We start from the raw sequence: 23,071 nt of genomic DNA, 5'->3' as shown, positions 1-23,071 counted from the left end.
GGGCCGGGGGACGGCTCCGACGTCGGACGTTCACACCGGGCCCGGCGGGCGCAGGGGGCCGGCGGGGCGCATGGGTCCGGAACGGCGGAAGGGGCCCGGACAGCAGAAGGGCCCGGATCCATGAGGATCCGGGCCCTTCCGAGCAGTAGCGGGGACAGGATTTGAACCTGCGACCTCTGGGTTATGAGCCCAGCGAGCTACCGAGCTGCTCCACCCCGCGTCGGTAGACCTCACAGTACGGCATCCCGGAGGGCGTACTCGACACATTTACGGGGGGCCGTGTCCGGAGTGTGCGCGAAAGGGCTGAATCTCGCCGCCACGGCGAGATCATTCCCCCTGGTGACAGTGCGTGCAGGCGTGTACCTTCACGGGTAGCTGTCGTGGTTCCAAGTGCCTTGCCCGTGCCCTTTGGTGTGGGCAGTTTTGCTGTGTTGTGCCGTAGGACCAGGGCGATCACCTCCGTCTTCCACGCGTGTGGAAGACGTACGTCAACGGGAAGGCATGAACATGGCTACGGGAACTGTGAAGTGGTTCAACTCGGAGAAGGGCTTCGGCTTCATCGCCCAGGACGGCGGCGGCCCGGACGTCTTCGCCCACTACTCGGCGATCAACGCGTCGGGCTACCGTGAGCTCCAGGAGGGTCAGGCCGTGACCTTCGACATCACGCAGGGCCAGAAGGGCCCGCAGGCGGAGAACATCACCCCCGCCTGATTCCCGGACGGCGGCCCGGCCTGACCGCCGGGCTCCGGAGAACCGTTTCGCTGCCCCGTCATCGCACGGGCCGCGGAAAAGATCAGGGCCGCGCGGCGTACGCCGGGCGGCCCTGATCCGTTCGTCACCCGGGTGCTGGGGTCCTGACGCGCCGCAGCCCCCGGGCCCGGACCCCGGCCGCGACGACGGCGAGGACGACGGTCGCGATCCCGGACGCCGCCAGTACCTGCCGGGGCCCGAGGAGCGCGATCAGCGGGCCGCCGAGAGCGGTGCCCACCGGTCCGGCGGTCAGGAGCGTGGCGCTGCGCGCGGCGAGGACCGTGGTCAGCCACGCGGCCGGGGTCCGTTCCTGGAAAAGGGTGTAGGACAGTGCGGTGAAGGGTCCGTAGATCAGGCCGCCGAGGGTGAAGCAGGCGAGGGTGACGGGCGCGGACGCGCCCAGGCCGAAGGGGACGAGGGTCAGCCCCCAGCCCGCGACGATCCCCAGGGTGACCGGCCAGAGCGGGAACCGCCGCAGGGCCCCGGCAGCGAGCCCGCCCAGCACCGCCCCCGCACCGAACAGTGCCCAGTACAGCCCGAGCAGGCCCGCGCCGGCGTGCAGGTCGTCGGTGACGTGCAGCGGGAGGGCGACCTCCGCAGGTCCGTAGAGGAAGTTGAAGAACCAGGTGAGGGCGAGCACCCCGAGGAGCTCGGGCTGCTTGCGCAACAGCTGCAGACCGGTGGCGGAACGGTCCGCCTCGACCGGCGCGGCCTCGCCCTCGCTGCCGTTCCCGTCCTTTGCGTGCGTACCGTCCTTACGTGGGGATACGTCCCGCAGGCGTCCGACCTGGACGGCGAGCACGGCGAACGACAGGGCGTCGAGGCCGATGAGCCAGGCGGGACTGATCACCGCCGCCAGGAACCCGGCGAGGGCGGGGCCGATGACGATGGAGGCCGAGACGCTGGAACTGACCAGAGCGTTGGCGGCCAGCCGCTGGTCGGGGGGAAGGAGCCGGGCGAGCAGTGAGTACTTCCCTGCGTTGCCCCAGGCGTGCAGGACGGACGAACCCGCCAGCAGGGCCACGTACAGCACCGGGTGCAGCACCCCCGTCGCCCAGGCCAGCGGCACACAGCCCAGGAGCACCGCGCGGATCCGGCTGTCGGCCACCAGCAGCCGGCCGGCCGGGAGCCGGCGCAGCCAGCGCCCGAAGAGCAGGGCGCCGGTCGCCCCCGGAAGCGCGTACGCGGCGAGCGCGGCCCCCAGGAGCATCCCGGACTGCCCCGGGGGCGCGATCTCGATGGCCAGCCATGCCACCGCGACCACGCTCATCCCGTCACCGAGATCGGAGGCCGCCAGGGCGGGCAGCAGCCGTCGGAAGTCGGCATGGGCGAACAGCGGTCGATAGGCCTGTGGCAGGAGGCGAGTTGTCCGTGCGGGAGTCACCGGGTCAGACTCATGGTTCAAGCGCACTTGAGGTCAAGGGGGAGTGACGGGTGCGACAGCTCGGAATCGGTGAGCTCGCGCGGCAGGTCGGGATGCGACCCTCGGCGCTGCGCTACTACGAGAGCGTCGGCCTGCTGCCCGCCGCCGAACGGGCCGCGGGCCGACGCGTCTACCCGGCCGGCATCGTGCGGCGGATCGCGCTGATCAAGATGGCCCAGCGGGCCGGATTCACCCTCGCCGAGATCCGCGGCCTGCTCGACGCCGACGCCGAGCGCGGCGCCACCCGGCAGTGGCGGGCCCTTGCCGAGAGCAAGCTCCCCGAACTGGACCGGTTCATCGAGCAGACGCAGATCCTGCGGGACGCCGTCGCCGACTGCCTGGCCTGCGGATGCATGAACTTCGAGAAGTGCGAGCTGCTCTCCGCCGACGGCCCCGGCTCCTGACCGCCCGCTCAGCGACCCGGCGTTCCGCGCGGGCACACCGCCCACCCATCGCCCGCTGGGGAGTCCGGGTGGGTCGGCATCGCGGCGAAGTGGCCCGGCTCCCGTCCGGCGGCCGAGGACGTGCTGCCGGGCCGAGCGATCGGGGAGGACCGGCGGATGAGGCATGATCGGGGGATGTCTGATCGCATCATTGCCGCCTGTGACGGAGCGGCCAAAGGTAACCCCGGGCCGGCGGGCTGGGGTTGGGTCATTGCCGACGCCCAGGGACGCCCCGAGCGTTGGGAGGCCGGTCCGCTGGGACGGGCCACCAACAACATCGGGGAGCTGACCGCCCTCCAGCGGCTGCTGGAGGCGGTGGATCCGGGGACGCCCGTCGAGGTGCGGATGGACTCCCAGTACGCGATGAAGGCCGTGACCCAGTGGCTGCCGGGCTGGAAGCGCAACGGGTGGAAGACCGCCTCCGGGCAGCCGGTGGCCAACCGTGAACTCGTCGAGGCGATCGACCGGCTGCTGGCCGACCGTGACGTCACCTTCCAGTACGTTCCCGCGCACCGCGAGGACGGTGACCACCTGAACGCGATCGCCGACCAGGCCGCCAGCGACGCGGCCGTGACCCAGGCCGCCGCCGGTACCGCCCTCGGCAGCACGGACATGCCGGTACCGGCTCCGGCCTCGGCCCCGCCCGCGCGCCGCAAGTCGGCCGCGCCGAGGAAGCGTACGTCCGGATCCGCCGCCACGGGCGGCGGATCGCGGGCCATCAAGGCGAAGTTCCCCGGAAGTTGCCCGTGCGGGAAGCCCTACGCCGCCGGGGACATGATCACCAAGAACGGCAGCCGCTGGGGGCACCAGGCCTGCGGTTCCCTAGGGGCGGTGGACGCGTAGGTACTCCACCTCGTAGGACATCTGCGACACGGCCGGGTCGGGCGCCGGGTGGTAGCGCCCGGCGCACACGGACAGGTTGACGATGAGGTACGCGCGCCAGTTGCGCCCGACTCCCCTGCGGTCGGCGAAGACCCTGGCGCCGTTGACCCACCACACCACCGAGCGCGATCCGAATTCGACCTTGAGGTCGACCCAGCCGCCGGGGGCGATCGAGCGGTCCCGGTAGTAGCGCGAGCCGCCCTTCACGTGGTTGGAGAGTTCGAGCAGGTCGGCGTTGTCCGGGTGGTACTCGAACACGTCGATCTCGTTGCCGCCGTCCCGCCAGGTCCAGATCGCCGGCCAGGCCCCGATCTCGGCGGGCAGCCGTACCCGGGATTCGAGTACGTCACCGGTCCGCACCATGAATCCCTCGTCGCTGCCCTCCGTGGTCAGCAGTCCCGCGTTCCACTTGCCGTCCGGCCGGCGGGTGGCCCGGAAGGTGCCGGTGCGGCTGTAGGAGGGATCGGCCACCAGGTGGTCGAGTTTGTTGTCACCGGGATTGGTGGGGCCGCCGTTCGGATATGCCCAGGACCGGCCGGCCACCCACTGGGTGACCGACTCGAAGTCCGCGGTGAACACCGGGGCCCGGGCGCTCGCCGGGGCGGCCCGGTCGGCCGCGCCGGTGAAGCGTCCTGTGAGCCGTCGGAACCAAGTGAGAACCTGAGTGAGCACGGCGGCTCCCTTCCCCTGAGTGGACGCTCCTGCAGCATGCCCGGCCGCGGTGCAGTACATACCGGTGGACCGGTTTGTCTTTTGCTTTCACTGTTATGTAATAATCAATGAACGGCTTGACCTATTACATGTGAGAGTGGGTCCCGTGCGGGTCGCCCGGGTCCGGGCTTCCGACTCGAAGAACCGATCGAGGGGTTGCACCCGTATGTGGAAGTGTGAACGTGTCATCGGCGCCGACCTCGATGTCGAGGAGGTCATCGGCGTCTACCGTGCGTCCACCCTCGCCGAGCGCCGCCCCGTGGCCGAAGTGGAGCGCTTCGCCCGGATGCTGGCCGGCGCCAACCTCGTCGTCGTCGCCCGGGCCGAGGACGGCCGTCTCATCGGCATCGCCCGTTCCATCACCGACGGCGCCTACTCCACCTACGTCAGCGATCTCGCCGTCGACGTCGCCCACCAGGGGAAGGGCGTGGGCCGCGACCTGATCCGCGTCACGCGCGAAGCCGCTCCCGAGGCGAAGCTGATCCTGCTCGCCGCCCCGGCCGCGGTCGACTACTACCGGCACGTCGGCTTCACCCGCCATGAGTCCGCATGGACCCTGGACCGCCTGAAGTAACGTGCCGACAGCCGTCAACATCCCTTTTACGTAAGCCAGTTATCTGTCTCCACGGCGGGGTACGATCCGTGCCGTGGGGGGACTGGTAGATCACAGCAGAGGGAGCGCCGTCCTGCGCGCATGCGGTTGCGCGGTGGCGGGCTTGTTCCTCATCGCCGGATGCACGGCCGACGGCAGTCCGAAGAACGGTGCGGCGACGAGCCGCACCCCGGCCGCGTCGGGCACGACGTCGAGCCCGGGCGGCGCCGGCGCGAGCACCCCGGCCGCCACGGCCGGCGGCTCGGGCTCCGAGCTGGTGCCCGAACTCGACGAGTCCAAGCAGCCGAAGACGGTCGCCGAGGCCCGCGACCTGCTCGGCCGGATCGTCATCGCCGAGCAGGCCCTCGGGCCCGAGGTCGTGCGCAGCACCCCGTTCGAGAGCGATCCCGGCCACTGGCCCGTGCTCGACGAGGGCTGCGTCTGGCAGACCGCGGGCCTGCCGGCCGACGTACTCGCCACGAGCACCCGCTACTTCCACATCCCCGCCAAGGACGGCCGCGGCCGCGTGCGGATCAACGCCACGGTCACCGTCCACCACAACCGCGAGGAATCCGGCTGGGAGACCGCCCGCGCCATGGAGGAGATCCTGCGCTGCCCGAACCAGAAACTGCGCGAGGGCGAAGACCTCAAGAACCTGTGGGGCGGCTCCTTCTACCGCGGCGAGCAGATGAACGGCTGGACCGAGGACGCCTTCACCGAAACCGGTGAGTACGTGAGCGCCAAGGACGGCGGGCCCTACCGCTACACCTGGTCCCAGGCCCAGTTCGGACCCGTCACCGTGGCCGTCTCGGCCAAGGGCGCGGTGGGCGTCACCGAGGACAGCATGAACGCCTTCGTCGCCCAGGGCACCAGCCGGATGATGCTGCAGGCCAAGCAGGAGCTCGGAAAGGCGGCGGGCTGATGGAGCCGCTCCACCCCTCGGACCCCTCCCGGATCGGCGGGCACCGGCTCCTCGGACGGCTCGGCGCGGGCGGCATGGGCGTCGTCTACCTCGGCCGTACCGACGACGGAGCGCTCGCCGCGGTCAAGGTGATCCGCGCGGAGTACGCCGAAGAGGCCGACTTCCGGGCCCGCTTCCGGCGCGAGGCCGACATCGCCACCGAGGTGGACAGCCCCTGGGCCGTCCGGATCACCGGCGCCGACCCGGACGCCCCCGAACCGTGGCTCGCCACCTCCTTCGTCGCCGGACCCTCGCTCGCCGAAGCCGTCACCGCCCACGGCCCGCTCCCGCTGCGCGCCGTTCGGCTCCTCGGCAAGGCCATGGCCAAGGCCCTCGGGGTGATGCACGAGCAGGGCCTCGTACACCGCGACGTCAAACCCGGGAACGTCCTCCTCGGCATGGACCGTCCCCGGCTCATCGACTTCGGGATCGCCCGCGGCGGTGAGCACACCGTCCTGACCTCGGCGGACGCCGTCCTGGGCACCCCCGGGTTCCTCCCGCCCGAGCAGGCCGAGGGCCGCCCCGCCGAACCCGCCGGCGATGTCTTCTCGCTCGGCTGCCTCCTCGCCTACGCCGCCACCGGCCGGCTGCCCTTCGGTGCCGGCACCGTGGACGCGGTGCTCTACCGAACGGTCCACGACGAGGCGGACCTCGGCCCGGAGGTCCTCGCCGACCCCGAACTCACCGGGCTGCTGCGGACCTGCCTCGCCAAGGACCCCGACACCCGCCCCAGTGCGCGCGAGCTCGACGACGCCCTCACCGAGGACACCCCGGGGGAGGGCACCGACTGGCTGCCCGACCCGGTCGTCGCCACCATCGCCGAGCGTGCCGCCGCGCTGCTCGCGCTGCCGGGCATCGACGAGACCGTCGCCGACCCGGACGCCGCCCCGGCACCCGGCACGGCCGTGCCCACCCGCCGGCGGTTCCTCGCCCTCGCCTCCGGCGGCGCCGTACTCGCGGCCGGAGGCGGCCTCGCCGCCTGGCTGGCGCTGCGCGAAGGGGGCAAGCCCAAGGACCCGACCGCCGCCGCCCCACGGAAGTGGACGATCGGTGTGCACGCCGACCTCTCCGGCCCGCAGAAGGCCGCCGGACAGGCCCAGGAACGCGGGGTGCGCCTTGCCGTCGAGGCCTTCAACTCCCGCAAGGACAAGCCCTTCACCCTCACCGTCGCCACCGCCGACGATGCCGGGAAGGCCGACCGCTCGGCGGCCGCCGCCACCGAACTCATTGCCGACCGCGACCTGTTCGCGGTGATCGGCCCCACCGGCAACGACTCCGTGATCCCGTGCCTCGAACTGTACGGAGAAGCCTCCGTGCCCCTGGTGACCGTGTCCGCGCTCGCGACCACCTTCAGCATCACCGACCGGCGCAGCTTCTTCCAGAGCTGCCCGATCTCCTCGGCCCAGGCCGCCATGGTCAACCTGCAACTCGCCGGGAAGCAGGGCGTCCGCCGGATGGGAATCCTCAGCGACCGCGGCGGCGACACCGACACCTGGCAGGCGTCCCTGCTGGTGGGCCGCACCATCAACTACTTCGCAGCCGAGGCCACCTACTACGGGCGGGTCGTCCCGCGCGGCGTCCAGGACCTGGCCGCGGTCGTCACCGACATGCTCGCGCACGGCGTCGACGGGTTCTTCTACACGGGTACCCCGGCCGGCGGGGCCAAGGTGGCCGGGCTGCTGGCCGCCGCCGGGTTCAAGGGCCCCCGGGCGGCCGACTACACCATCGCCGGCCCCGAGTACCTCGCCGCCGCCGGACCCGCGGCCGAGGGCTGGCAGTTCTTCACGCCGTACACCGGCCCGGAGGCTCCCGAGGTCGCAGAGATGACCCGCGCGCACCGGGCGGCATACGGATCGGCCCCCGACATCTGGACGGCGGAGGCCTTCGACGCCACCCGCCTGGTCATCGACCGGCTGGTCGCCACCGCGGCGGGAGGCGAGCGCCCGTCCCGCGCCGGGCTGCTGACCGCGCTCGCCCAGGGCACCTTCCGCGGCCTGACCAAGGAGTACACCTTCGACGAGCGGCGCCAGGTCAAGGGCAACATCTACTTCATGCACAAGGTGGAGGGCGGCCGGATGCGCTACGTCGGCCCGGCCAACCCGCTCACGGCGGGGTAGCCCCCGATGCGCCCCCTCACCCCCGCCGATCCGGCCGCGATCGGCGGCAACCGGCTGCTGGGACGCCTCGGTTCGGGCGGCATGGGAACCGTGTACCTCGCCCGGTCCGCCGCGGGCACCCTGGTCGCGGTCAAGGTCATCCGCGCCGACCACGCCGCGAACCCGGACTTCCGCGCCCGCTTCCGGCGCGAGGTGGCGGCCGCCGGCCAGCTGACCGGGCGCTGGGTCGTCCCGGTCGTCGCCGCCGACCCGCACGCGCGCGAGCCCTGGCTCGCCACGCCCTTCGTTCCCGGGCCCTCCCTGTCCGAGGCCGTGGCGGGGTACGGTCCGCTGCCGGCCCGGGCGGTACGGATCCTCGGCGCGCGGCTCGCCGAGGCGCTGGCGCAGGTGCACTCCGCCGGGCTGATCCACCGCGACGTCAAACCCGGCAACATCCTGCTGGCCCCCGACGGACCCCGGCTGATCGACTTCGGGATCGCGCGTGCCGAGGGCGCGGCCACCCTGACCGCCGTGGACGCGGTCCTCGGCACCCCGGGATACCTGGCACCGGAGCAGGCGCGGACGGACGGCGCCGTCGCGGGAGCCCCGAGCGACGTGTTCTCCCTCGGCTGCGTCCTGGCCTACGCGGCGACCGGGCACGGGCCGTTCGGCAGCGGGCACGCAGCCGCCGTGGTCTACCGTACGGTGCACGACGAGCCCGAACTCACCGGACTCCCCGCGGAGTTGCTCGCCACGGTGCTGGCCTGCCTGGCCAAGGACCCGGCGGCCCGGCCGACCCCGGACGAGCTGCGCACCGTACTCGGCGACGGCCTGCCCGGCGGCGCGGATGCCGAGGACTGGCTGCCGGCTCCGCTGCCCCGCCTCATAGCCGAGCGTTCCACCCGGGCCCTGGACCTGCCCGCCCCGGAGCCGACCCGCATCGACGCGCCGCAGGCGCCCGTACGGGGTCTCACGCGCAGGCGGCTGCTCGCGGCCGGCGCGGGCCTGGCCGCCGTCGGCGCACCGGTCGCCTGGTTCACCACCCGCGGGCGGGGCCGCGGCACGAACGCGCCCCCGGCCCGTGAACTCGCCACGCTCACCCTCGCCCTGCAGGCCGATCTGACCGGGCCCGGCAAGGAGACCGGCCAGGCGCACGAGCGCGGTACGAAGCTGGCCGTGGAGCGGCACAACGGCCGGCCGGACGCCGCGTTCCGGCTGGCCCTGCGCGTGGCAGACGACGGCGGGGACCCCGCGCGCGCGGCGCAGGTGGTCAAGGAGCTGGCCGCCGACCCCGCTGTGGTGGCCCTGGTCGGCCCCACCTGGGACGCGGCCGTGCCCGAGCTGGCCACCGCCTGCGGCGCGGCCGATCTCGCCCTGCTGCTGGTGTCCGCCGACATCGCCGAGTCCGCCCTGTCCCAGCAGGAATGGCGCACGGTGTGCGCCACCCGCCCGGCGGCCGACCAGCTGGCCCTCCCGGTGATCGACTACTTGAGCAGGATCAGGCCCGTCCACCGTACGGGCCTGGTGGAGGACCTCGAAGGCGGTGAGCCGGTCTTCCCGGTCGTCCGCAACCTGCAACAGAGCCCGCCCTCGCAGGGCACGGTCAGCGTCCACCGGATCCCGGTGGGCGGCTCCGACTTCGCGGGCGCGGCACGTGCGCTGACCGAGGCCCGGGCCGAGGCCGTCGTCTACGCGGGCACCTCACCGCAGCGGGCGGCCGCGATGGCGCGCGCCCTGACCGTGGCCGGATTCCAGGGCCCGCGGATGGGCGTCCAGCACGCCATGGAACCGGCCTTCCTCACGGCCGCCGGCCAGGACGCCGAGGGCTGGCTGTTCAGCGCCCTGTTCACCGACCCCCTGGCCGTGCCCGCCGCCGCGGAGTTCGTCGCCGCCCACCGCACCGCGTACGGGCAGCCGCCCGCCCGCTGGGCCACCGAGGCCCACGACGCCGTGGGCCTGGTGGCCGAGGCCCTGACCGGCCTGGGGGAGGACGGGCGTAGCCGTGCGGGCCTGACCCGCCGGATCTTCCGGACGGCCCACCAGGGCCTGGCCAAGCCGCTGTCCTTCGACTCCAACACCCACGTGCTGACCAGGCAGGGCACGGCCCACCTCTACCAGGTCGTATCCGGCACGTACCGGTACCTGGGCCGCTACACGGACCTGAAGCCGGCGTCCACGCAGTGACGGTGCACGGTGCACGGTGCAGTGATGGTGCGGTGACTACTCGAACCGGGAGGTGTCGCCCGCCCCCCGGCGCACGATCTCGACGTCGCCACCGGAGAAGTCGATGACGGTGGTCGGCTCGGTGCCGCAGTCACCCGAGTCGAGCACGGCGTCCACCTCGTGGTCGAGCCGCTCCTTGATCTCCCAGCCCTGCGTCATCGGCTCGGCCTCGTCGGGCAGCAGCAGGGTGCTGGAGAGCAGCGGCTCGCCGAGCTCGGCGAGCAGGGCCTGGGTGACGACGTGGTCGGGAATCCGGACCCCGACCGTCTTCTTCTTCGGGTGCAGCAGCTGGCGCGGCACCTCCGACGTCGCGGGGAGGATGAACGTGTAGCTGCCGGGGGTCGCCGCCTTGATGGCGCGGAACACGTCGTTGTCGATCTGTACGAACTGACCCAACTGCGCGAAGTTCTGACACACCAGGGTGAAGTGGTGACGGTCGTCCAGGTTCCGGATCGACCGGATCCGGCTGATGCCGTCACGGTTGCCGAGCTGGCATCCCAGCGCGAAGCAGGAGTCCGTCGGGTACGCGACGAGTTTCCCGCCGCGGATCATGTCGACCACGCTGTCGATGGTGCGCCGCTGGGGATTCTCGGGGTGAACGTCGAAGTATTTCGCCATCCGCCGAGCCTACGCGCTCGGGGACCCGGCTCCGGTCCGCCCGGGTCGGCCCGCCGGGAGGAGGCCGCGGAACTGGAGGGAGAACGAGGGGGTGGACCCGGGCCTCACCGGTGTGCTCCGACGGCCCGGGGGCGGCAGGCCGTACCCCCGGACCGTGAGGGAGACCGGGGTCCGCTCCGAGAGCGGGGATCGGCCGTACTCGGAGCGACGTGACCGGTGCTCAGGCCATTTCGTCACGGATCTCGTTGCGGTGCGACTCGTAGGCGAGGCGCGCCTCGTCGTCCGGGAGCGCCGGGGTCGTGAGGCCGCAGGCGCAGGTCACCACCGTGAGGTCGGACAGGGCGCGCAGGGTGTGCCCCTCGGGGCCGGTCCGGGCCGCCTCCGTCGGCTTCTTGTAGCGGAGGTTGTGCAGGTAGTGGGGTGGGCGCGCAGCGGCCGGAGAGATGCGGGCGCCGGTGTCGTCGAGGGTGAAGCGGTGTTCGCTCATGGGTCCAGTGTCGTCTGCCGGGCGCGCGTAACCCGCGGCCGCGCGCCAGGTTCGTGACCTCCGGTTCGCGCGGCGTGCTCGCGGGTCCGGACCGGACCCCCTCCGGGATGGTTGCCCGCCCCGCCCCGCCCCGGCCCGCCCCGCCCCGCCCCGCCCCGGCCCCGCAGCCAGCCCGGCACCGGAGGCAGTGGCCGGGCCACCGCCCACTCGGCGTCCGACATGCCGGTGGGATACCGACGCTCGCGCGCCCCATGGTCTCTGGCGTTCCCGAACCTGTGAGCCGCGACAACAGGGCCTCCTGGACCGCACGTTGGCTTTGACACCCTTCGAGCTACCAAGAAGCCCTGCTCGCATGCACGGCAGCCGCCGCAGTCACCCGATCGACTGACTTCTCGACGAGATCGGGACGACGGCAGTCGCGTCGCTTCCCGTTATCGCTGGGACGGACAAAATCGCCCTGCCATCCAGGTAGACGGTCGGCTTGGTGACGCCCGGAGGCCGCCTCGCGGGTTTGAGTCCGGTGCCGCGACTGACGAACCTGGCGAAGAGTCGTGTCTTACCGGCTCGAGGCGCGGCCAACAGCCCCCGCTACGTCCTACTTCTCCTCCGGCTCCCAGGCGCGGAGCAGGTCGAGCAGCCCTGCGTCTCCGTCAACGTGCAAGGAGTCGGCCTGGATCCGGTCGTACAGGTAGAGGACCAGCTCACTGGCCGTGCCGTGGACGGAGGCGCCGGCTGCGTCCGAGTCTTCGCCGGTCGCGGCGGTGGGCGCGGGGATGCGGGTGGTGCGTGCGCCGTCGCCGTCGACGCTGAGGCGCCAGGAGCGGCCCTCGGCGGCGTGGAAGTCGAAGGCCGTGGGCTTGTGCGGCCAGGCACTCGGCGTTGCGCAGACGGTGAACAGGAACTCCTCCACACCGTCGAGTGCCAGCTCGACCGGCAGCGGCTGCGGGGCGCCCCCGGCGAGCTGGGCGTCGTAGGTGTGCACCGCGGTCTCCTGGACCCGGTGCCGGGCGGTGCCGCCGGCGGTCTGCGGTGACTGCGACGCGGGCCACCACGTCCAGCAACCGCTCTCCGGTCCCGCCGCGCGCAGGGCGCCCAGCAGCAGCTGCGTCGACGCGTCCAGCCAGGCCAGCAGGGCCTCACGCTCCTGCGGCACTTCCAGCGCGGCGCGCGCGGCGACGGCCTCGGCCGGGGGCGCGTCGGCAGACCCCGCGCCGACGATGGCGGCCCAGAAGCGGTCTCCCCCACCCAGGTGCTTCACCAGATCGAACAGCGTCCACCCGGGGCAGGTCGGCACCTGCGCGTCGAGACCGGGCGCGGCGGCGACCACGGCGCGGAAGGCGGTCGACCGTTCTCCGATCAGTCGCAACAGGTCGGGGAACTCAAGATTCTTTTCCACGCCGGATGTCTATCACCGTGCTCCGGTGATCGGACAGCGATTTTCACAGTCACCGCCGGTTGGCCATTGCGGCCGTCCTGGCCTCCCACCGCTCGGGTGACAAGCTGCGCACCGTTCCCAGGACGAGTGCGGCGAAGGTGGTCAGTCGTTGAAGGCCAGGTTGAGCGGCGAGGCTTCGCATGCCGGCTCGCCCGGCAGGAGGAGGCCGAGAGATGTGACGAGCGGCTTGCGTCCCGTATTTGACGAGTGCGCTCACGGCTGCGGACCATTTGTCGGTTGCCGACACTGCCGCGCGGTACCGCAGCGGGAAAAGGGCTTCCCACAGCGGGCTCGGTGGCCACCCTTCGCGTTTGGGACGCAACCGGGTTCAACGAGCATGCGGTAGATCATTTGCGGGACGGCCCTGGTGGCGGTATGCGGCTGCCGCGATCTCGATGAAGGATCGGACCAACGGGTTGGTGTCACCTTCTTTGCACACCGCCACCACTCGGCTCGGCAACATGTCGATCAGCGGCACCACGGCCAACTCTGCGGGCAGGTCGTGTCCGAGGGGGGCCAGGCCGACCGTGCCGTTCCACAGCACGGCGTGCAGGCATTCCTGGACGGCGCGCACCACTGGGCCCTCGCGCGGTGTGCCGCCGTTCCAGTACGACTGCCAGACGGGATCGGTGCCCTGCGGGAACTGGAACCAGCGGCGGTCGTTCAGCTCGGCCAGCCGCAGCCGGTCGCAGCGGGCCAGCGGATCGTCGGCGCGCAGGACCACGCCGACCGGATCGGTTCGCAGCGTACGCACCGTCAGGGCGGTCTCGTCGAAGGGCGCCCGGGTCAGGGCGACGTCGACCAGTCCGGTGCGCAGCCCGCACGTCGGGTCGGTCAGATCGGTGTCGCGGATGCGGATGTCGATGCCGGGATGGGTTCGGCGGTAGGCGGCGGCCAGCCTGGACACCCCCGGGTCGGTGCCGTCGCCCAGGATGCCGATGGTGATGGTCGCGGCGCCGGCCGCCGCGCTCACGTGTACCCGGACGCGGTCGGCATGGCCGAGCAGGGCCTGCGCCTCGTCGAGCAGCACCGTGCCCACCGGTGTGAGCGTGACGCCGGTGGGCGAGCGGGCGAAGAGCAGGGCCCCGAACTCGGCTTCCAACTGCTTGACCGCCCGGCTCAATGGCGGCTGGCTCATGTGCAGTCGGGTGGCGGCCCGGCCGAAGTGGAGTTCCTCGGCGACCGCAACGAAATAGCGCAATGTGCGTAGCTCCACGCTGCAACGATACCCACCGCGTATCGGCGCCGCGGAACAGGTCTTGGACACTGATGCAGCTCGGGCGGTGCACTGGTGACCATGACCGAAGAAGCACGAAACAGCGAGCCGCGGACCGGATCCGCCCTGTCGGTGGTGGGACCCGGAGAGGGCGAGACGATCGTTCTGGGCACCACGCGCATGCGCGTCCTGGAGGACGGCAGCCACACGGGGCACCGCCTCGCGATCACCGAGTCCGTCCTCGCCCCGCACACCCAGGGCCCACCTCAGCACCGCCACGGGCTGCACGACGAGGGCTTCTACGTCCTCTCCGGGACCGTCCGGTTCACCGTCGGGGACGAGGACCGCGACGCCACCACGGGCACGCTCGTGATGGTTCCGCCCGGTATCCCCCACACCTTTGCCAACCTGACCGACCAGCCCGCCGTCCTGCTCAGTACCTTCACCCCCGACCTGTACGTGCAGTACTTCCGAGACCTCCAAGGGGCACTCGCCGGCGGCCGGCCGTTGACGCCCCAGGCGAATGTCGACGCGATGAGCCGCTACGCGACCGAGCCTGCCACCGACCTCGACTGAAGCAGTCGACGGGTCTCCGTGAACCGATGACTCATGAACGGGAACTATGTACATCGCCTACTGGATCGTCGCGGGACTGCTCGCCCTCTTCTACGTCTACGCGGGCATGCTGAAGGTGATCCGCAGCCGCGATCAGCTCCGGCCGATGATGTCCTGGGTCGACCGCATGCCCGTGCCCGTCCTCAGGACGCTGGGGACGGTCGAAATACTCGGCGCGACCGGCCTGATCCTGCCGCCGCTGACGGGCATCGCGCTCCCGCTGGCGTCGGCCGCGGCCAGCGGCTTCGTACTCCTCCAGGGAGGGGCGATCGCCGTCCACCTGACCGGCGAAGACCGACGGATCGCGCTCAACGTCGGGCTCACCATCACGGCGGCTGTGACCATCTGGCTGGCCACCAGGCTGTGATGGAGCTCAACCCTCGACTGAACGAGCTGATCGAGCGGGCCGGTGGAAAGGCATCGTCGTCGGTGTCCAAGCGCACCACCCTCCTGGTGGCGGGCGAGAAGGCCGGCTCCAAGCTCACCGTGCTGACCCAGCCGGAGAACTGGGGGTCCCAGGGCGCCCCTGGGACCATCCCCGCGGGTGCGGGGCACTCCGCCTCAGTCTCCGATCGATGCCGCGAACAGGCCCGCGACCGCATCCGACTCGCTGACGTTGACCTTTCCTCGATGGCTGACCTCCACCTGATAGAACTCTTTGCCCCTTGGCACATCCGGCACCGATACAGCGAAGCGGCACGTCCGCTTGTACGCCGTCGCAGCATCCTTGACAGTGCCGCTGCCCAGAGAGCCGGTCCCCACTATCAGGCCGGCTTTGTCGTACACCGTGACCGAGGCTCCGCCCCTCAGGTCGTTGTAGCCACCAGTCCCACCGCACAAGCCGGAGTTGGTCGTTACCACGGCCTTGGTGTCGCCCATCACCTCGACCGTGCCCGTCAGTGTGAACGTCTTTGCGGCTTCGTCATCACCCCCTGCAGCCTGCACGAGCAGCGTCGAGCCAATGCCGAGTACCAGCCCGGCTATGCCCGTCGATACCGGGACGAGCCAACCAGGCCGCTGCTTGGGGCTGGGTGCGGGTGGTTCGGTGGGCATGGGTGGAACGGACTGCTCGTCGCTCACTGATGGGTCTCCTCGGTGTTGTGGCGATGTGGTTTGTGCGGAGTCCCGGGGCGAAGCGTCCGAGCGGGCTGGGACAGTGCCGATCCCCCGGGGACGGAGACGGAGGTCAGCTGGGGGCTTCCACGACTCCAAGGCTGTCTCGCCCAAGCGGGGCAGGGCGGTGGCGTCCTGCCGTTTTAGCCTCGAGCACGAGTGTTCACTACTCCAGGCGCGGAGGCTTGCGTATTCCGGACATCGAGCGCCAGACTCACGAACCGGAGCGCGTAGATGCGTGCGGTGGCCTTGGCGCGGGATGGATGCCGGAGCATCGGGCGCCGAGGAAAGCCGACCAGGGGTGAGGCACTCCATGGGGGCGTCGGCGCTGCCAGGGCGAGGACATGAACACTGTCCGGGGGTGCTGCTCGCTCTGAATCCGATCCGGATCCGCATGGACACCATCGCGTAGCCTTCCACCATGAAGTCGGTTATCGCGGCCATCGACCCCGTTGCGCCGGACAACGCCCTCAAGTGCAGCATGCACGACACGACCAGCCCGAACTGCAGCGGTCCGGTCGTAGCCGACGTGACGTTCGACGACGCGGGCAGTACGGGGAACCATTGGAACGTCTGCCAGTGGTGGCTGGACAACACCCCTGAAGCTCAGCAGTTCTGACACTGGCCTGGCCGCTCGTGCACCCGCCCGAGCCCGGAGAGCGGCAGCGGCACGAGCCTGCACGACGGCATCTCCTGGTTCTCCGTCCGGCGGCACGTGGGCGAGCGGGTCACGAGGCCGCTGATCGTGGCGGCGGTCGTGCTGGTAGTAGACCCGCCTGGGACAGTCGGTTGCCGAACCTGTCCGGCGACATCGACCGGAGCTCAGGGTCAGGGCCGCGCAGCTGCTGCGCGGCCCCTGACCCGGCTCTGGCCCGACGATCGCGCCGTCCCGACGTGCGCTGCCAGATCACACCTGCGCAGCCAGCGGTGCGACCGGATTGTGCACGGACCGCATGGTCCCCGGCCGGCTTGCCGAACGGGGTCGCGGTCGATGACAGCAACCGCCACGGGACCGTGACCGACCCAGGTGCCCATGCGGTGGCCACGCAGCCAGACGAGCCGGGTGCCGTAGGGGTCGTGGCGGAGGTTCCACCGGTCCTTGCGGCCAGGCATCCCGGACTTCTCGTGCCGCGGGCCGTCCAGCCCTCCCCGCTGTAGAACCGTTGGTGAGCCGACCGGTGTACTGACGTCCGGGCGGGGACTCATGGGACATGGCCCGGCACCCGGCTCAGGTTCCGGGGAGGATACGGCGCGTTTCGTAGGCCCACATCGCGATCTCGACCCGGTTGCGGGCGCCGAGTTTGGCCATCAGGCTGGCCAGATGCGTCTTCACCGTGCTGAGGCTGATGTGCAGTGCATCGGCGATCTCGGTGTTGGTCAGGCCGCGAGCGACGGCGAGGAGCACCTGCTCCTCGCGGGCGGTGACGGGGGAGACCGGCTGGGCTGCAGGCCGGCCGGCGGGCAGGTCCGCGAATGCCTGGAGCAGGCGGACGGTGACGCTGGGCGCGATGAGCGCCTCACCCTCGGACGCCGACCGTACGGCCTGCGCCAGAAGGTCCGGTCCCGTGTCCTTGAGGAGGAATCCGCGGGCGCCGGCACGCAGTGAGCCGTAGACGTACTCGTCGAGGTCGAACGTGGTGATGACGACCACGGCCAGCGGGTCGGCGACGCCCGGGCCGGCGACCAGCCGGGTGGCCTCGAGCCCGTCGAGTACGGGCATGCGAATGTCGAACAGGCAGACGTCGGGGCGTAGTTCGCGGGCCAGACGTACTGCTTCCCGCCCGTCGGCGGCCTCGCCGACCACCTCGATGCCGGGCTGGGCGTTCAGCATGATCCGCAACCCGGTGCGGATGATCGTCTGGTCGTCAGCGACGAGGACGCGAATGGACACCGCTCTCGCTCCTCGCTCTCGGCAGTTCGGCTTCGACATGCCAGCCCCGGTCGGTACCCGGGCCGCCACGGCCGACACCATCGCCCGGCTGCGCACCGAGGTGCTGCCCGCTGCGATCGGGCACGGCCCGGCCAGGGCCCACGTAGGCGGCGCCGCCGCGAGCCTTTCCGAGGTGGGCCGACGCACCAGCGAACGCCTGCCGGTGTTCGTCGCCGCCGTGCTGGCGCTTTCGTTCCTGCTGCTGATGCTGGTCTTCCGTTCGGTCGTCGTACCGCTCAAGGCGGTGTTGCTGAACCTGCTGAGCATCGGCGCGGCCTACGGGGTCATGGTCGCGGTCTTCCAGTGGGGCTGGGGCGGTGCGCTCATCGGGCTGGAGGCGACGGTTCCGATCGTGTCGTTCATCCCGATGTTCCTCTTCGCCATCCTGTTCGGCCTGTCGATGGACTACGAGGTGTTCCTCCTCTCGCGCGTGCGCGAGGAGTACGTGCGCACCGGCGACAACGGCACGGCGATCGTGGAGGGGGTCGCGGGCACCGCCCGGATCATCACGTCGGCCGCCCTCATCATGGTGGCGGTCTTCCTGTCCTTCGCCGTCGCCGAGGACCCCTCCACCAAGATGTTCGGGCTCGGCCTGGCCACCGCGATCTTCATCGACGCCACGGTCGTACGCATGGTGCTGGTACCGGCGACCATGACACTCCTCGGCCGGACCAACTGGTGGCTGCCGAAGTGGCTGGACCGGATGCTTCCCCGCGGCCCGGTCGGCACCGACGACACCGACGCGGAATCCACGGGTGAGGCCCCGCGTCAAGGGCTGGTGGACCGTTGACTCAACTCCTGCCCGCCCTTGGCGTCCGGCACCTCAGCGCGTCAGCCAGGGGCATATCCAGTCGTGATCATCGGGTGGTCCTGGTGAGGTCCTTGATCCAGATCACCGAGGCGCGCAGGTGGAGACCGGCGAGGTAGCTGTCGGGAGTCCGACCCGGCCCCCGCTCCGCCCCACGCGGCTGTGTACCCACCATGCGAAGAGCCCACGGCTCCCACCGGAGCCCGCAGGCCCCAGGGGCGCGGGTGCCGCCGCCGGGGCCGGACGTGTCAGACGATCAGCTGGTAGACGCTCCGGGCCGTCAGCCAAAGGCCGGCGAGCAGGGAGAGCACGACGATCAGCTGCTCCTGGTGCTGCTCCAGCCAGCTCCGCAGGGCGTTCAACCGGGCGTTCGCCCGCGCGGGCGCCGAGAACGCGTACATCTCCATGACGACGAGGCTGAGCGTGGCCAGCAGGCAGTAGGCGGCCAGCGCGAGCCAGTCGGCGAGGGTGGAGAGGTCCGCGTCGACGGCGGTCGCGGCGCCGGCACCGACCAGCGCCCAGGGCTGCAGCAGCCATGCCAGCGCGGCTGCCGTGGCCGGGGATGCGCCGTCGATCCGAGCTGCCCAGCGCGGCGGGCCGTGCGGGCGGGGCGGCCTTCGGTGCCGGTGCGCGCCGTACAGCACCAGTGCCACGCCGATGACGAGTTTGGCGGCGATCGCGGCGGTCGAGGGCACGCTGTGACGGGCCGGCGGCTGGCCGCCGGTCAGCAGCATCACGCAGGCGATCACCGCAAGCAGGTTGGCCAGCCACGACAACAGGAACGCCAGGCCCTGACGGACACCGCGCCGTGAGGAGAGCAGCAGGATGAAGGCGCTGTTGTGCAGAGGACCCAGGGTGATGGCCGTACCGATCACAACCAGGTCGAGGACCATCGGTTCAGCCGCTCCCGGATGCAAGGGCCGGTCTGCCGTGCGTGGACGGGCGGGACCGGTCGGCAGAGTCAGCTGGCGCTGCTGCGGTGTCGCATCCTGACTTTGCAGGCGGCGGCCCGTCCGGTCAAGCAGGCCACGCCGCATCCGTTCCGGCGCGCGCACATCCCCAGCGGCCCCCGACCACCTGAGGACCTGGGCCCGAACAGGAACAGCCCCAGGGGCTGCTGGCCCGATGGCGTGAACCCCGGACCCGCCTCCCGTCGGGATTCCCCGGCGAAAAGTAGCTTGGAGGCGAACCTGCTCCGGCCGGATCGGGTGTTCTCCGAGGAGCGAGCATGGCGACCGACGTGAACCAGCCGACCGTCCCGCAAGTGACCATGACGCTCTCCGCGATCGCGGCGACCGCCGCCACCCCGCGCCCCTCGGGCGAGACCGTTGCCGAACAGAGCACCCGGATCATCCTCGGCATCAACCAGCAACTGGCCGACACCTCGCTCGGGACCCGGGGCACATGGGTCCTCTCATGGGTCGGGGTGAGTCCGGGCAACGCCAACATGGCCTACCTGGCCAGGAACACCGACGGCTCCAATGCGTTCGCGGTGGTGATCCGCGGCACCGTCGGCAGCGTGACCGATCTGCTGGAGGACCTGGACGTCGGCACAGTGGTCCCGTTCAACCTCATCGGGATGCCGTCCCCGGTCTCGGTCTCCAAGGGAGCGATGAAGGCATTCACCGAGGTCGTCACCATGAGCACGGCGGGTGTCACCCTGGCGCAGGCGCTCATCACCGCCCTGGGCCGCGCGCAACCGAACCCGACGGTGTACGTGACCGGCCACAGCCTGGGCGGCTGCATCGCGACCATGGTCGCCCCCTACCTCCAGACGCTCACCTGGCCCAACGGGAAACCGAACTTCGAGCTGCACACCTTCGCTGCCCCCACCGCCGGCGGAGCGGAATTCGCGGCCTACGTCGACTCCCTGGAGTGGCAGGCGAACGAGCGCCACTACAACAGCAACGACATGGTGCCGCAGGCCTGGAACAACCTCGGGGCGACCAAGCAGTGGTACCCCGATCCGGGCCCGGCGGCGACCGATTACGTCAAAGCCGTCATCTCGGCGCTCGTCGCCCTCCCCGGTCCCAACGTCTACGTTCAGCCGGGCAAATGCGACGCGCTGAACAGCAGCTACGACCCCGTCGACCGGAACGTGGTGAAGCAGTCGCTCCAGGACTTCATGGGCCAGGTGGACTTCCAGCACTCCAACTCCACCTATCTGGGTCTCCTCGGCGCGCCTGACGTGCAGCCGGGTCCGGTCGTGGCTCTCGTGGATCCCGTCGGCGCGGCCGGTACGCCGATCGAGATCGTCGGCAGCGGGCTGGGGCAGGGTGTCATGGTCGACTTCGGCACGGTGCCGAGCTCCAAGCAGTACGTCATCCGCGACGATGTGATGATTGCCTGGGCACCCGAGGGCGTCGGCGTGGTCGACGTCCGGGTCACCAGCAATCTGGGTACCTCCCCGGCCGTCCCGCGCGGCCAGTTCGCCTACGGCGGCCCCGCCGCCGTGGCGGTCACAGGCATCAGCCCGGACAGTGCCCGGGCCGGCGAGCAAGTCCAGATCAGCGGCATCCACTTCGCCCCGGACCCCCAGGTCTACTTCGGAGACAATCTCGCGGAGCTCGTCGATTGCGCCCCCGAGCAGTTGCTCGTCACGGCACCCAAGCCGACCATCGGCTTGGGCAAGCCCGCGACCGTCAACGTCACCGTCCTCTCGAACGGTTACTCGTCCCCCGCGAGCCCGGCGGACGAGTTCACCTACCCGGAGTGAAACCGGGCAGACGCGGTGCGTCTTTCGGGACACGTGACAGGACCCGGCCGGGTGACTACGGCCCCGGCCGGGTCCTGCGTGCGGGGGGTGTGACGGCGGGTCGGGTCGGCGTTCTTCCTCGCGCGGCCCGTCCCCGCGGCCCCGCCTGAGCTCTTCCGGGCACGTGTGTCGACGAGTGGGTCTGGGGCTTCCTCGGGCCAGGCTGACACAGAATGTGACATCTCGCACCATTTGTGTCACCGAATGTGGTGGGTGGGTGATGCCGGGACGGTGGGCGGCCGGGTCGGCGGTTGGTCGGCGGGTCTGCCCCCGACGATGGGCGGTGTACCCATCCGCTGACGCCGTCAGGAGCCTGCCCCATGCTGGAACGCACGCTGAAGAAGGACCGCACCGAGGTCACCTTCATCCTCCCCGCGGACATTCCGCCGGGTCCGGTCAGCGTGGTGGGTGACTTCAACGATTGGCAGCCAGGAGTCCACACCCTCAAGGCGCGCAAGGACGGCAAGCGCGCGGTCACGGTCGCGCTGCCCATGGAGAGCGTCCACTCGTTCCGGTACCTGGCGGCCGGCGACTACTGGTTCAACGACGAGACGGCCGGGGACCAGGACGGCCCCAACAGCCGCCTGCACACCTGACCCTCAGCGACCGGGACCCGGCGCCGTGAAGGCCGGCGCCGGCGGCGCACCGCCGCTTCCGGGGGCGGTGCGCCTGCCGTGCGGCGGGTGCTTCACCCGGCGAGTGGAAGACCTCGGTCGGCGGCCATGGCCGGGAGCGGGCGCCAGCCGGCGGGAACGTTGCGCATGACCAGGGCGCAGTCCAGGGTCGCACTGCCCGGTGGGAAGCGGTCCGGGTCGTCGAAGAAGGACGATGCGGCGGAGCGAACCCGGCCGGCTTCCACGTGCCAGGCGTCGGTGTGCAGTTCCATGCCGTCCAGGTGGCGGCCGGAACCGGTGGCCGAGTAGCCCTTCGCCCCCTCCTGGAAGAAGCGGGAGGCCTCGGCGAGGTCGGCGAAGAGCTCGCTGCCCCGCAGCTCGTCGGACGGCTCGACGGTGACGTCCACCCGGGTGTCGCCGTCCCGCGTCGCGAAGGCGACGCGCACCTGGCCGGGCGTCTCGTGCACCTCGAAATCGGCGCGGCCGTGTTCGCCGGGGAAGACGCGGCCGCCGGCCCAGACGTTGAGCGGCGAGGCGGTGTCGCGACGAGGGATGTAGACGCCCGTCTCGACGCCGTCCGGCCCGTCCCACTCGACGGCGATACGATGCGCCGCGTTCTCGCTCCGCAGTCCGAAGGCCCTGGGCGCCCAGACCGGCCGGACGCTTCCCAACCGCAGCAGGCAGATGCCCGCTACCGCGTGGCCGTTCACCAGTTGCGGGCGCAGCGGCTCCGGAAGCAGGCGTGCCGCGGCATCCGGGGCGACCCGGTAGTTCACCAGAAGGCGTCGCTCGATGACGCTGGACAGGCGCGGTTGCCTCATGATTCCTCACTCTGCGCCCCGGGGCGCCATTTGGTGTGGCGCAGGACGATCTGCTCGGGGCAGACGGCACTGAGGAACCGGCCGATGCAGGTCGCCAGGCGGTCCTCGGCCAGCGTGTAGAGGATCCGGTTGCCGTCCCGCCGCTCGGTGACCAGCCCCGCTCCCTTGAGCACGCCGAGATGCCGCGAAATGGACGGCGCGCTGATCGCGAACCTGCTCGCGATCTCGCCCGCCGCGAGCTCGCCGCCTCGGAGGTCCTCGAGGATCTGGCGCCTCGTCGGATCGGCGAGCGCGCGGAAGGCCCCCGCCTCGTCCTGAGCTTCTGTCATGGTAGATATTTAGCACATTAGCTAAAGACCTATCAAGGTGCCGGAACGGGGCCGCCGCGGCGGTGGTCGCGTACGAGGCCGGGGTGGGGGCGCGGCCGGTACGGGTGACGGAGCCGGGGTCGGGGCCGTACGAGGGGCACGCCTCCCGCCAGCGCGACGGCGAGGGTGGCGTGATTGCTCGGGAACGTATCGGGTGTTGGATTCCATGGGTCCCGACCGTAGAAATCTGCGGACCCCGCCCGCCCCGGC

25 protein-coding genes, 1 tRNA gene and 1 pseudogene are annotated in these 23,071 nt (G+C 71.2%); 14 read left to right on the top strand and 13 right to left on the bottom strand.

Annotation, left to right across the window (positions count from 1 at the left end; all coding sequences use genetic code 11):
- Nucleotides 1–146 precede the first annotated feature (146 nt).
- Nucleotides 147–220 (bottom strand) — tRNA-Met (locus IE257_RS05090).
- A 287-nt stretch (nucleotides 221–507) separates the two neighbouring features.
- On the opposite strand from IE257_RS05090, the gene IE257_RS05085 reads away from it, so the two are divergent.
- Nucleotides 508–711 carry a cold-shock protein gene (locus IE257_RS05085; protein ID WP_030384970.1) on the top strand — a complete coding sequence of 68 codons (204 nt, stop codon included), beginning with the start codon at nucleotides 508–510 and terminating at the stop codon, nucleotides 709–711.
- 124 nt (nucleotides 712–835) lie between these two features.
- Here the strand turns inward: IE257_RS05085 and IE257_RS05080 are convergent, their stop codons facing one another.
- On the bottom strand, nucleotides 836–2,134 hold the full coding sequence (locus IE257_RS05080) for an MFS transporter (protein ID WP_189965135.1): 1,299 nt from the start codon (nucleotides 2,132–2,134) through the stop codon (nucleotides 836–838).
- Nucleotides 2,135–2,184: 50 nt separating this feature from the next.
- Between IE257_RS05080 and IE257_RS05075 the strand changes: the two genes are divergently transcribed.
- Nucleotides 2,185–2,577, top strand: coding sequence for a MerR family transcriptional regulator (locus IE257_RS05075; protein ID WP_189965134.1), 393 nt, complete (start codon nucleotides 2,185–2,187; stop codon nucleotides 2,575–2,577).
- 174 nt (nucleotides 2,578–2,751) lie between these two features.
- Nucleotides 2,752–3,459 carry a ribonuclease H family protein gene (locus tag IE257_RS05070; RefSeq protein ID WP_189965132.1) on the top strand — a complete coding sequence of 236 codons (708 nt, stop codon included), beginning with the start codon at nucleotides 2,752–2,754 and terminating at the stop codon, nucleotides 3,457–3,459.
- On the opposite strand, the gene IE257_RS05065 is transcribed toward IE257_RS05070, so the two are convergent.
- Nucleotides 3,439–4,077, bottom strand: coding sequence for a LamG domain-containing protein (locus IE257_RS05065; RefSeq protein ID WP_229920197.1), 639 nt, complete (start codon nucleotides 4,075–4,077; stop codon nucleotides 3,439–3,441). The genes IE257_RS05070 and IE257_RS05065 overlap by 21 nt on opposite strands.
- A gap of 298 nt (nucleotides 4,078–4,375) precedes the next feature.
- Between IE257_RS05065 and IE257_RS05060 the strand changes: the two genes are divergently transcribed.
- From IE257_RS05060 to IE257_RS05045, 4 genes are all read left to right on the top strand, one after another.
- Nucleotides 4,376–4,783 carry a GNAT family N-acetyltransferase gene (locus IE257_RS05060; RefSeq protein ID WP_189965127.1) on the top strand — a complete coding sequence of 136 codons (408 nt, stop codon included), beginning with the start codon at nucleotides 4,376–4,378 and terminating at the stop codon, nucleotides 4,781–4,783.
- A 133-nt stretch (nucleotides 4,784–4,916) separates the two neighbouring features.
- Nucleotides 4,917–5,723 (top strand): hypothetical protein, encoded by an 807-nt coding sequence (locus tag IE257_RS05055; RefSeq protein ID WP_189965125.1) that lies wholly within the window; start codon nucleotides 4,917–4,919, stop codon nucleotides 5,721–5,723.
- Nucleotides 5,723–7,879, top strand: a complete 2,157-nt coding sequence (locus IE257_RS05050; RefSeq protein ID WP_189965123.1) for a bifunctional serine/threonine-protein kinase/ABC transporter substrate-binding protein — start codon at nucleotides 5,723–5,725, stop codon at nucleotides 7,877–7,879. Before IE257_RS05055 ends, IE257_RS05050 begins: the two co-directional genes overlap by 1 nt.
- 6 nt (nucleotides 7,880–7,885) lie before the next feature.
- Nucleotides 7,886–10,042 carry a bifunctional serine/threonine-protein kinase/ABC transporter substrate-binding protein gene (locus tag IE257_RS05045; RefSeq protein WP_189965121.1) on the top strand — a complete coding sequence of 719 codons (2,157 nt, stop codon included), beginning with the start codon at nucleotides 7,886–7,888 and terminating at the stop codon, nucleotides 10,040–10,042.
- 36 nt (nucleotides 10,043–10,078) lie between these two features.
- Here IE257_RS05045 and IE257_RS05040 read toward each other — a convergent pair whose 3' ends face one another.
- The 4 genes from IE257_RS05040 to IE257_RS05025 all read right to left on the bottom strand — a co-directional run bounded on the left by IE257_RS05040 (nucleotide 10,079) and on the right by IE257_RS05025 (nucleotide 13,837).
- Complete coding sequence (locus tag IE257_RS05040) at nucleotides 10,079–10,699, bottom strand: L-threonylcarbamoyladenylate synthase (RefSeq protein WP_189965119.1); 621 nt, start codon at nucleotides 10,697–10,699, stop codon at nucleotides 10,079–10,081.
- A gap of 220 nt (nucleotides 10,700–10,919) precedes the next feature.
- Nucleotides 10,920–11,186: a hypothetical protein gene (locus IE257_RS05035; RefSeq protein WP_189965117.1), complete on the bottom strand. Its 267-nt coding sequence runs from the start codon at nucleotides 11,184–11,186 to the stop codon at nucleotides 10,920–10,922.
- A 595-nt stretch (nucleotides 11,187–11,781) separates the two neighbouring features.
- Nucleotides 11,782–12,582: a maleylpyruvate isomerase family mycothiol-dependent enzyme gene (locus tag IE257_RS05030; protein WP_189965115.1), complete on the bottom strand. Its 801-nt coding sequence runs from the start codon at nucleotides 12,580–12,582 to the stop codon at nucleotides 11,782–11,784.
- A 367-nt stretch (nucleotides 12,583–12,949) separates the two neighbouring features.
- A complete protein-coding gene (locus IE257_RS05025; protein WP_229920131.1) occupies nucleotides 12,950–13,837 on the bottom strand; it encodes a LysR family transcriptional regulator in 888 nt (295 codons plus the stop codon).
- A gap of 81 nt (nucleotides 13,838–13,918) precedes the next feature.
- On the opposite strand from IE257_RS05025, the gene IE257_RS05020 reads away from it, so the two are divergent.
- From IE257_RS05020 to IE257_RS39300, 3 genes and pseudogenes are all read left to right on the top strand, one after another.
- On the top strand, nucleotides 13,919–14,413 hold the full coding sequence (locus tag IE257_RS05020; RefSeq protein ID WP_189965113.1) for a cupin domain-containing protein: 495 nt from the start codon (nucleotides 13,919–13,921) through the stop codon (nucleotides 14,411–14,413).
- Nucleotides 14,414–14,459: 46 nt separating this feature from the next.
- Entirely contained in the window at nucleotides 14,460–14,819 is a 360-nt protein-coding gene (locus tag IE257_RS05015) for a DoxX family protein (RefSeq protein WP_189965111.1), read from the top strand.
- 14 nt (nucleotides 14,820–14,833) lie between these two features.
- Nucleotides 14,834–14,938, top strand: a pseudogene (locus IE257_RS39300) (BRCT domain-containing protein); the annotation flags it as partial.
- Between the two features lie 75 nt (nucleotides 14,939–15,013).
- Here IE257_RS39300 and IE257_RS37870 read toward each other — a convergent pair.
- On the bottom strand, nucleotides 15,014–15,532 hold the full coding sequence (locus IE257_RS37870; protein WP_229920130.1) for a hypothetical protein: 519 nt from the start codon (nucleotides 15,530–15,532) through the stop codon (nucleotides 15,014–15,016).
- 454 nt (nucleotides 15,533–15,986) lie between these two features.
- Between IE257_RS37870 and IE257_RS05005 the strand changes: the two genes are divergently transcribed.
- A complete protein-coding gene (locus tag IE257_RS05005) occupies nucleotides 15,987–16,184 on the top strand; it encodes a hypothetical protein (protein ID WP_189965109.1) in 198 nt (65 codons plus the stop codon).
- A 609-nt stretch (nucleotides 16,185–16,793) separates the two neighbouring features.
- On the opposite strand, the gene IE257_RS05000 is transcribed toward IE257_RS05005, so the two are convergent.
- A complete protein-coding gene (locus IE257_RS05000) occupies nucleotides 16,794–17,456 on the bottom strand; it encodes a response regulator (RefSeq protein WP_189965107.1) in 663 nt (220 codons plus the stop codon).
- A 37-nt stretch (nucleotides 17,457–17,493) separates the two neighbouring features.
- Here IE257_RS05000 and IE257_RS04995 point away from each other — a divergent pair, with 37 nt between their 5' ends.
- On the top strand, nucleotides 17,494–18,285 hold the full coding sequence (locus IE257_RS04995; protein WP_229920129.1) for an MMPL family transporter: 792 nt from the start codon (nucleotides 17,494–17,496) through the stop codon (nucleotides 18,283–18,285).
- Between the two features lie 67 nt (nucleotides 18,286–18,352).
- On the opposite strand, the gene IE257_RS38830 is transcribed toward IE257_RS04995, so the two are convergent.
- Both IE257_RS38830 and IE257_RS04990 read right to left on the bottom strand, forming a co-directional pair.
- On the bottom strand, nucleotides 18,353–18,478 hold the full coding sequence (locus IE257_RS38830) for a hypothetical protein (RefSeq protein WP_268251376.1): 126 nt from the start codon (nucleotides 18,476–18,478) through the stop codon (nucleotides 18,353–18,355).
- 73 nt (nucleotides 18,479–18,551) lie between these two features.
- Nucleotides 18,552–19,196, bottom strand: coding sequence for a GAP family protein (locus IE257_RS04990; RefSeq protein ID WP_189965105.1), 645 nt, complete (start codon nucleotides 19,194–19,196; stop codon nucleotides 18,552–18,554).
- A 335-nt stretch (nucleotides 19,197–19,531) separates the two neighbouring features.
- On the opposite strand from IE257_RS04990, the gene IE257_RS04985 reads away from it, so the two are divergent.
- Together IE257_RS04985 and IE257_RS04980 are read left to right on the top strand one after the other, a co-directional pair.
- A complete protein-coding gene (locus IE257_RS04985) occupies nucleotides 19,532–21,019 on the top strand; it encodes a lipase family protein (protein WP_189965103.1) in 1,488 nt (495 codons plus the stop codon).
- 359 nt (nucleotides 21,020–21,378) lie between these two features.
- Nucleotides 21,379–21,654 (top strand): isoamylase early set domain-containing protein, encoded by a 276-nt coding sequence (locus IE257_RS04980; protein WP_189965101.1) that lies wholly within the window; start codon nucleotides 21,379–21,381, stop codon nucleotides 21,652–21,654.
- Nucleotides 21,655–21,746: 92 nt separating this feature from the next.
- On the opposite strand, the gene IE257_RS04975 is transcribed toward IE257_RS04980, so the two are convergent.
- Nucleotides 21,747–22,493: a DUF2071 domain-containing protein gene (locus IE257_RS04975; RefSeq protein ID WP_189965099.1), complete on the bottom strand. Its 747-nt coding sequence runs from the start codon at nucleotides 22,491–22,493 to the stop codon at nucleotides 21,747–21,749.
- A complete protein-coding gene (locus IE257_RS04970; protein ID WP_189965097.1) occupies nucleotides 22,490–22,822 on the bottom strand; it encodes a metalloregulator ArsR/SmtB family transcription factor in 333 nt (110 codons plus the stop codon). The genes IE257_RS04975 and IE257_RS04970 overlap by 4 nt, the downstream gene beginning before the upstream one ends.
- Nucleotides 22,823–23,071: the final 249 nt, after the last annotated feature.

This window comes from Streptomyces avidinii (genome assembly GCF_014650695.1).
Classification (GTDB): domain Bacteria; phylum Actinomycetota; class Actinomycetes; order Streptomycetales; family Streptomycetaceae; genus Streptomyces; species Streptomyces avidinii.
The sequence above is the reverse complement of the archived record's forward strand: the minus strand, read 5'-3'. Positions and strand labels throughout refer to the sequence as shown.

Excerpts from the sequence above, each read along its gene's own strand:
- IE257_RS05050 (WP_189965123.1), top strand. The coding sequence starts at position 5,723 with ATGGAGCCGCTCCACCCCTCGGACCCCTCCCGGATCGGCGGGCACCGG.
- IE257_RS04995 (WP_229920129.1), top strand. The coding sequence starts at position 17,494 with ATGCCAGCCCCGGTCGGTACCCGGGCCGCCACGGCCGACACCATCGCC.
- IE257_RS38830 (WP_268251376.1), bottom strand. The coding sequence starts at position 18,478 with ATGGTGGGTACACAGCCGCGTGGGGCGGAGCGGGGGCCGGGTCGGACT.
- IE257_RS04990 (WP_189965105.1), bottom strand. The coding sequence starts at position 19,196 with ATGGTCCTCGACCTGGTTGTGATCGGTACGGCCATCACCCTGGGTCCT.
- IE257_RS04970 (WP_189965097.1), bottom strand. The coding sequence starts at position 22,822 with ATGACAGAAGCTCAGGACGAGGCGGGGGCCTTCCGCGCGCTCGCCGAT.
- IE257_RS04980 (WP_189965101.1), top strand. The coding sequence starts at position 21,379 with ATGCTGGAACGCACGCTGAAGAAGGACCGCACCGAGGTCACCTTCATC.
- IE257_RS05015 (WP_189965111.1), top strand. The coding sequence starts at position 14,460 with ATGTACATCGCCTACTGGATCGTCGCGGGACTGCTCGCCCTCTTCTAC.
- IE257_RS05085 (WP_030384970.1), top strand. The coding sequence starts at position 508 with ATGGCTACGGGAACTGTGAAGTGGTTCAACTCGGAGAAGGGCTTCGGC.
- IE257_RS05070 (WP_189965132.1), top strand. The coding sequence starts at position 2,752 with ATGTCTGATCGCATCATTGCCGCCTGTGACGGAGCGGCCAAAGGTAAC.
- IE257_RS05035 (WP_189965117.1), bottom strand. The coding sequence starts at position 11,186 with ATGAGCGAACACCGCTTCACCCTCGACGACACCGGCGCCCGCATCTCT.
- IE257_RS04975 (WP_189965099.1), bottom strand. The coding sequence starts at position 22,493 with ATGAGGCAACCGCGCCTGTCCAGCGTCATCGAGCGACGCCTTCTGGTG.
- IE257_RS05005 (WP_189965109.1), top strand. The coding sequence starts at position 15,987 with ATGAAGTCGGTTATCGCGGCCATCGACCCCGTTGCGCCGGACAACGCC.
- IE257_RS05040 (WP_189965119.1), bottom strand. The coding sequence starts at position 10,699 with ATGGCGAAATACTTCGACGTTCACCCCGAGAATCCCCAGCGGCGCACC.
- IE257_RS05060 (WP_189965127.1), top strand. The coding sequence starts at position 4,376 with ATGTGGAAGTGTGAACGTGTCATCGGCGCCGACCTCGATGTCGAGGAG.
- IE257_RS05045 (WP_189965121.1), top strand. The coding sequence starts at position 7,886 with ATGCGCCCCCTCACCCCCGCCGATCCGGCCGCGATCGGCGGCAACCGG.
- IE257_RS05020 (WP_189965113.1), top strand. The coding sequence starts at position 13,919 with ATGACCGAAGAAGCACGAAACAGCGAGCCGCGGACCGGATCCGCCCTG.
- IE257_RS04985 (WP_189965103.1), top strand. The coding sequence starts at position 19,532 with ATGGCGACCGACGTGAACCAGCCGACCGTCCCGCAAGTGACCATGACG.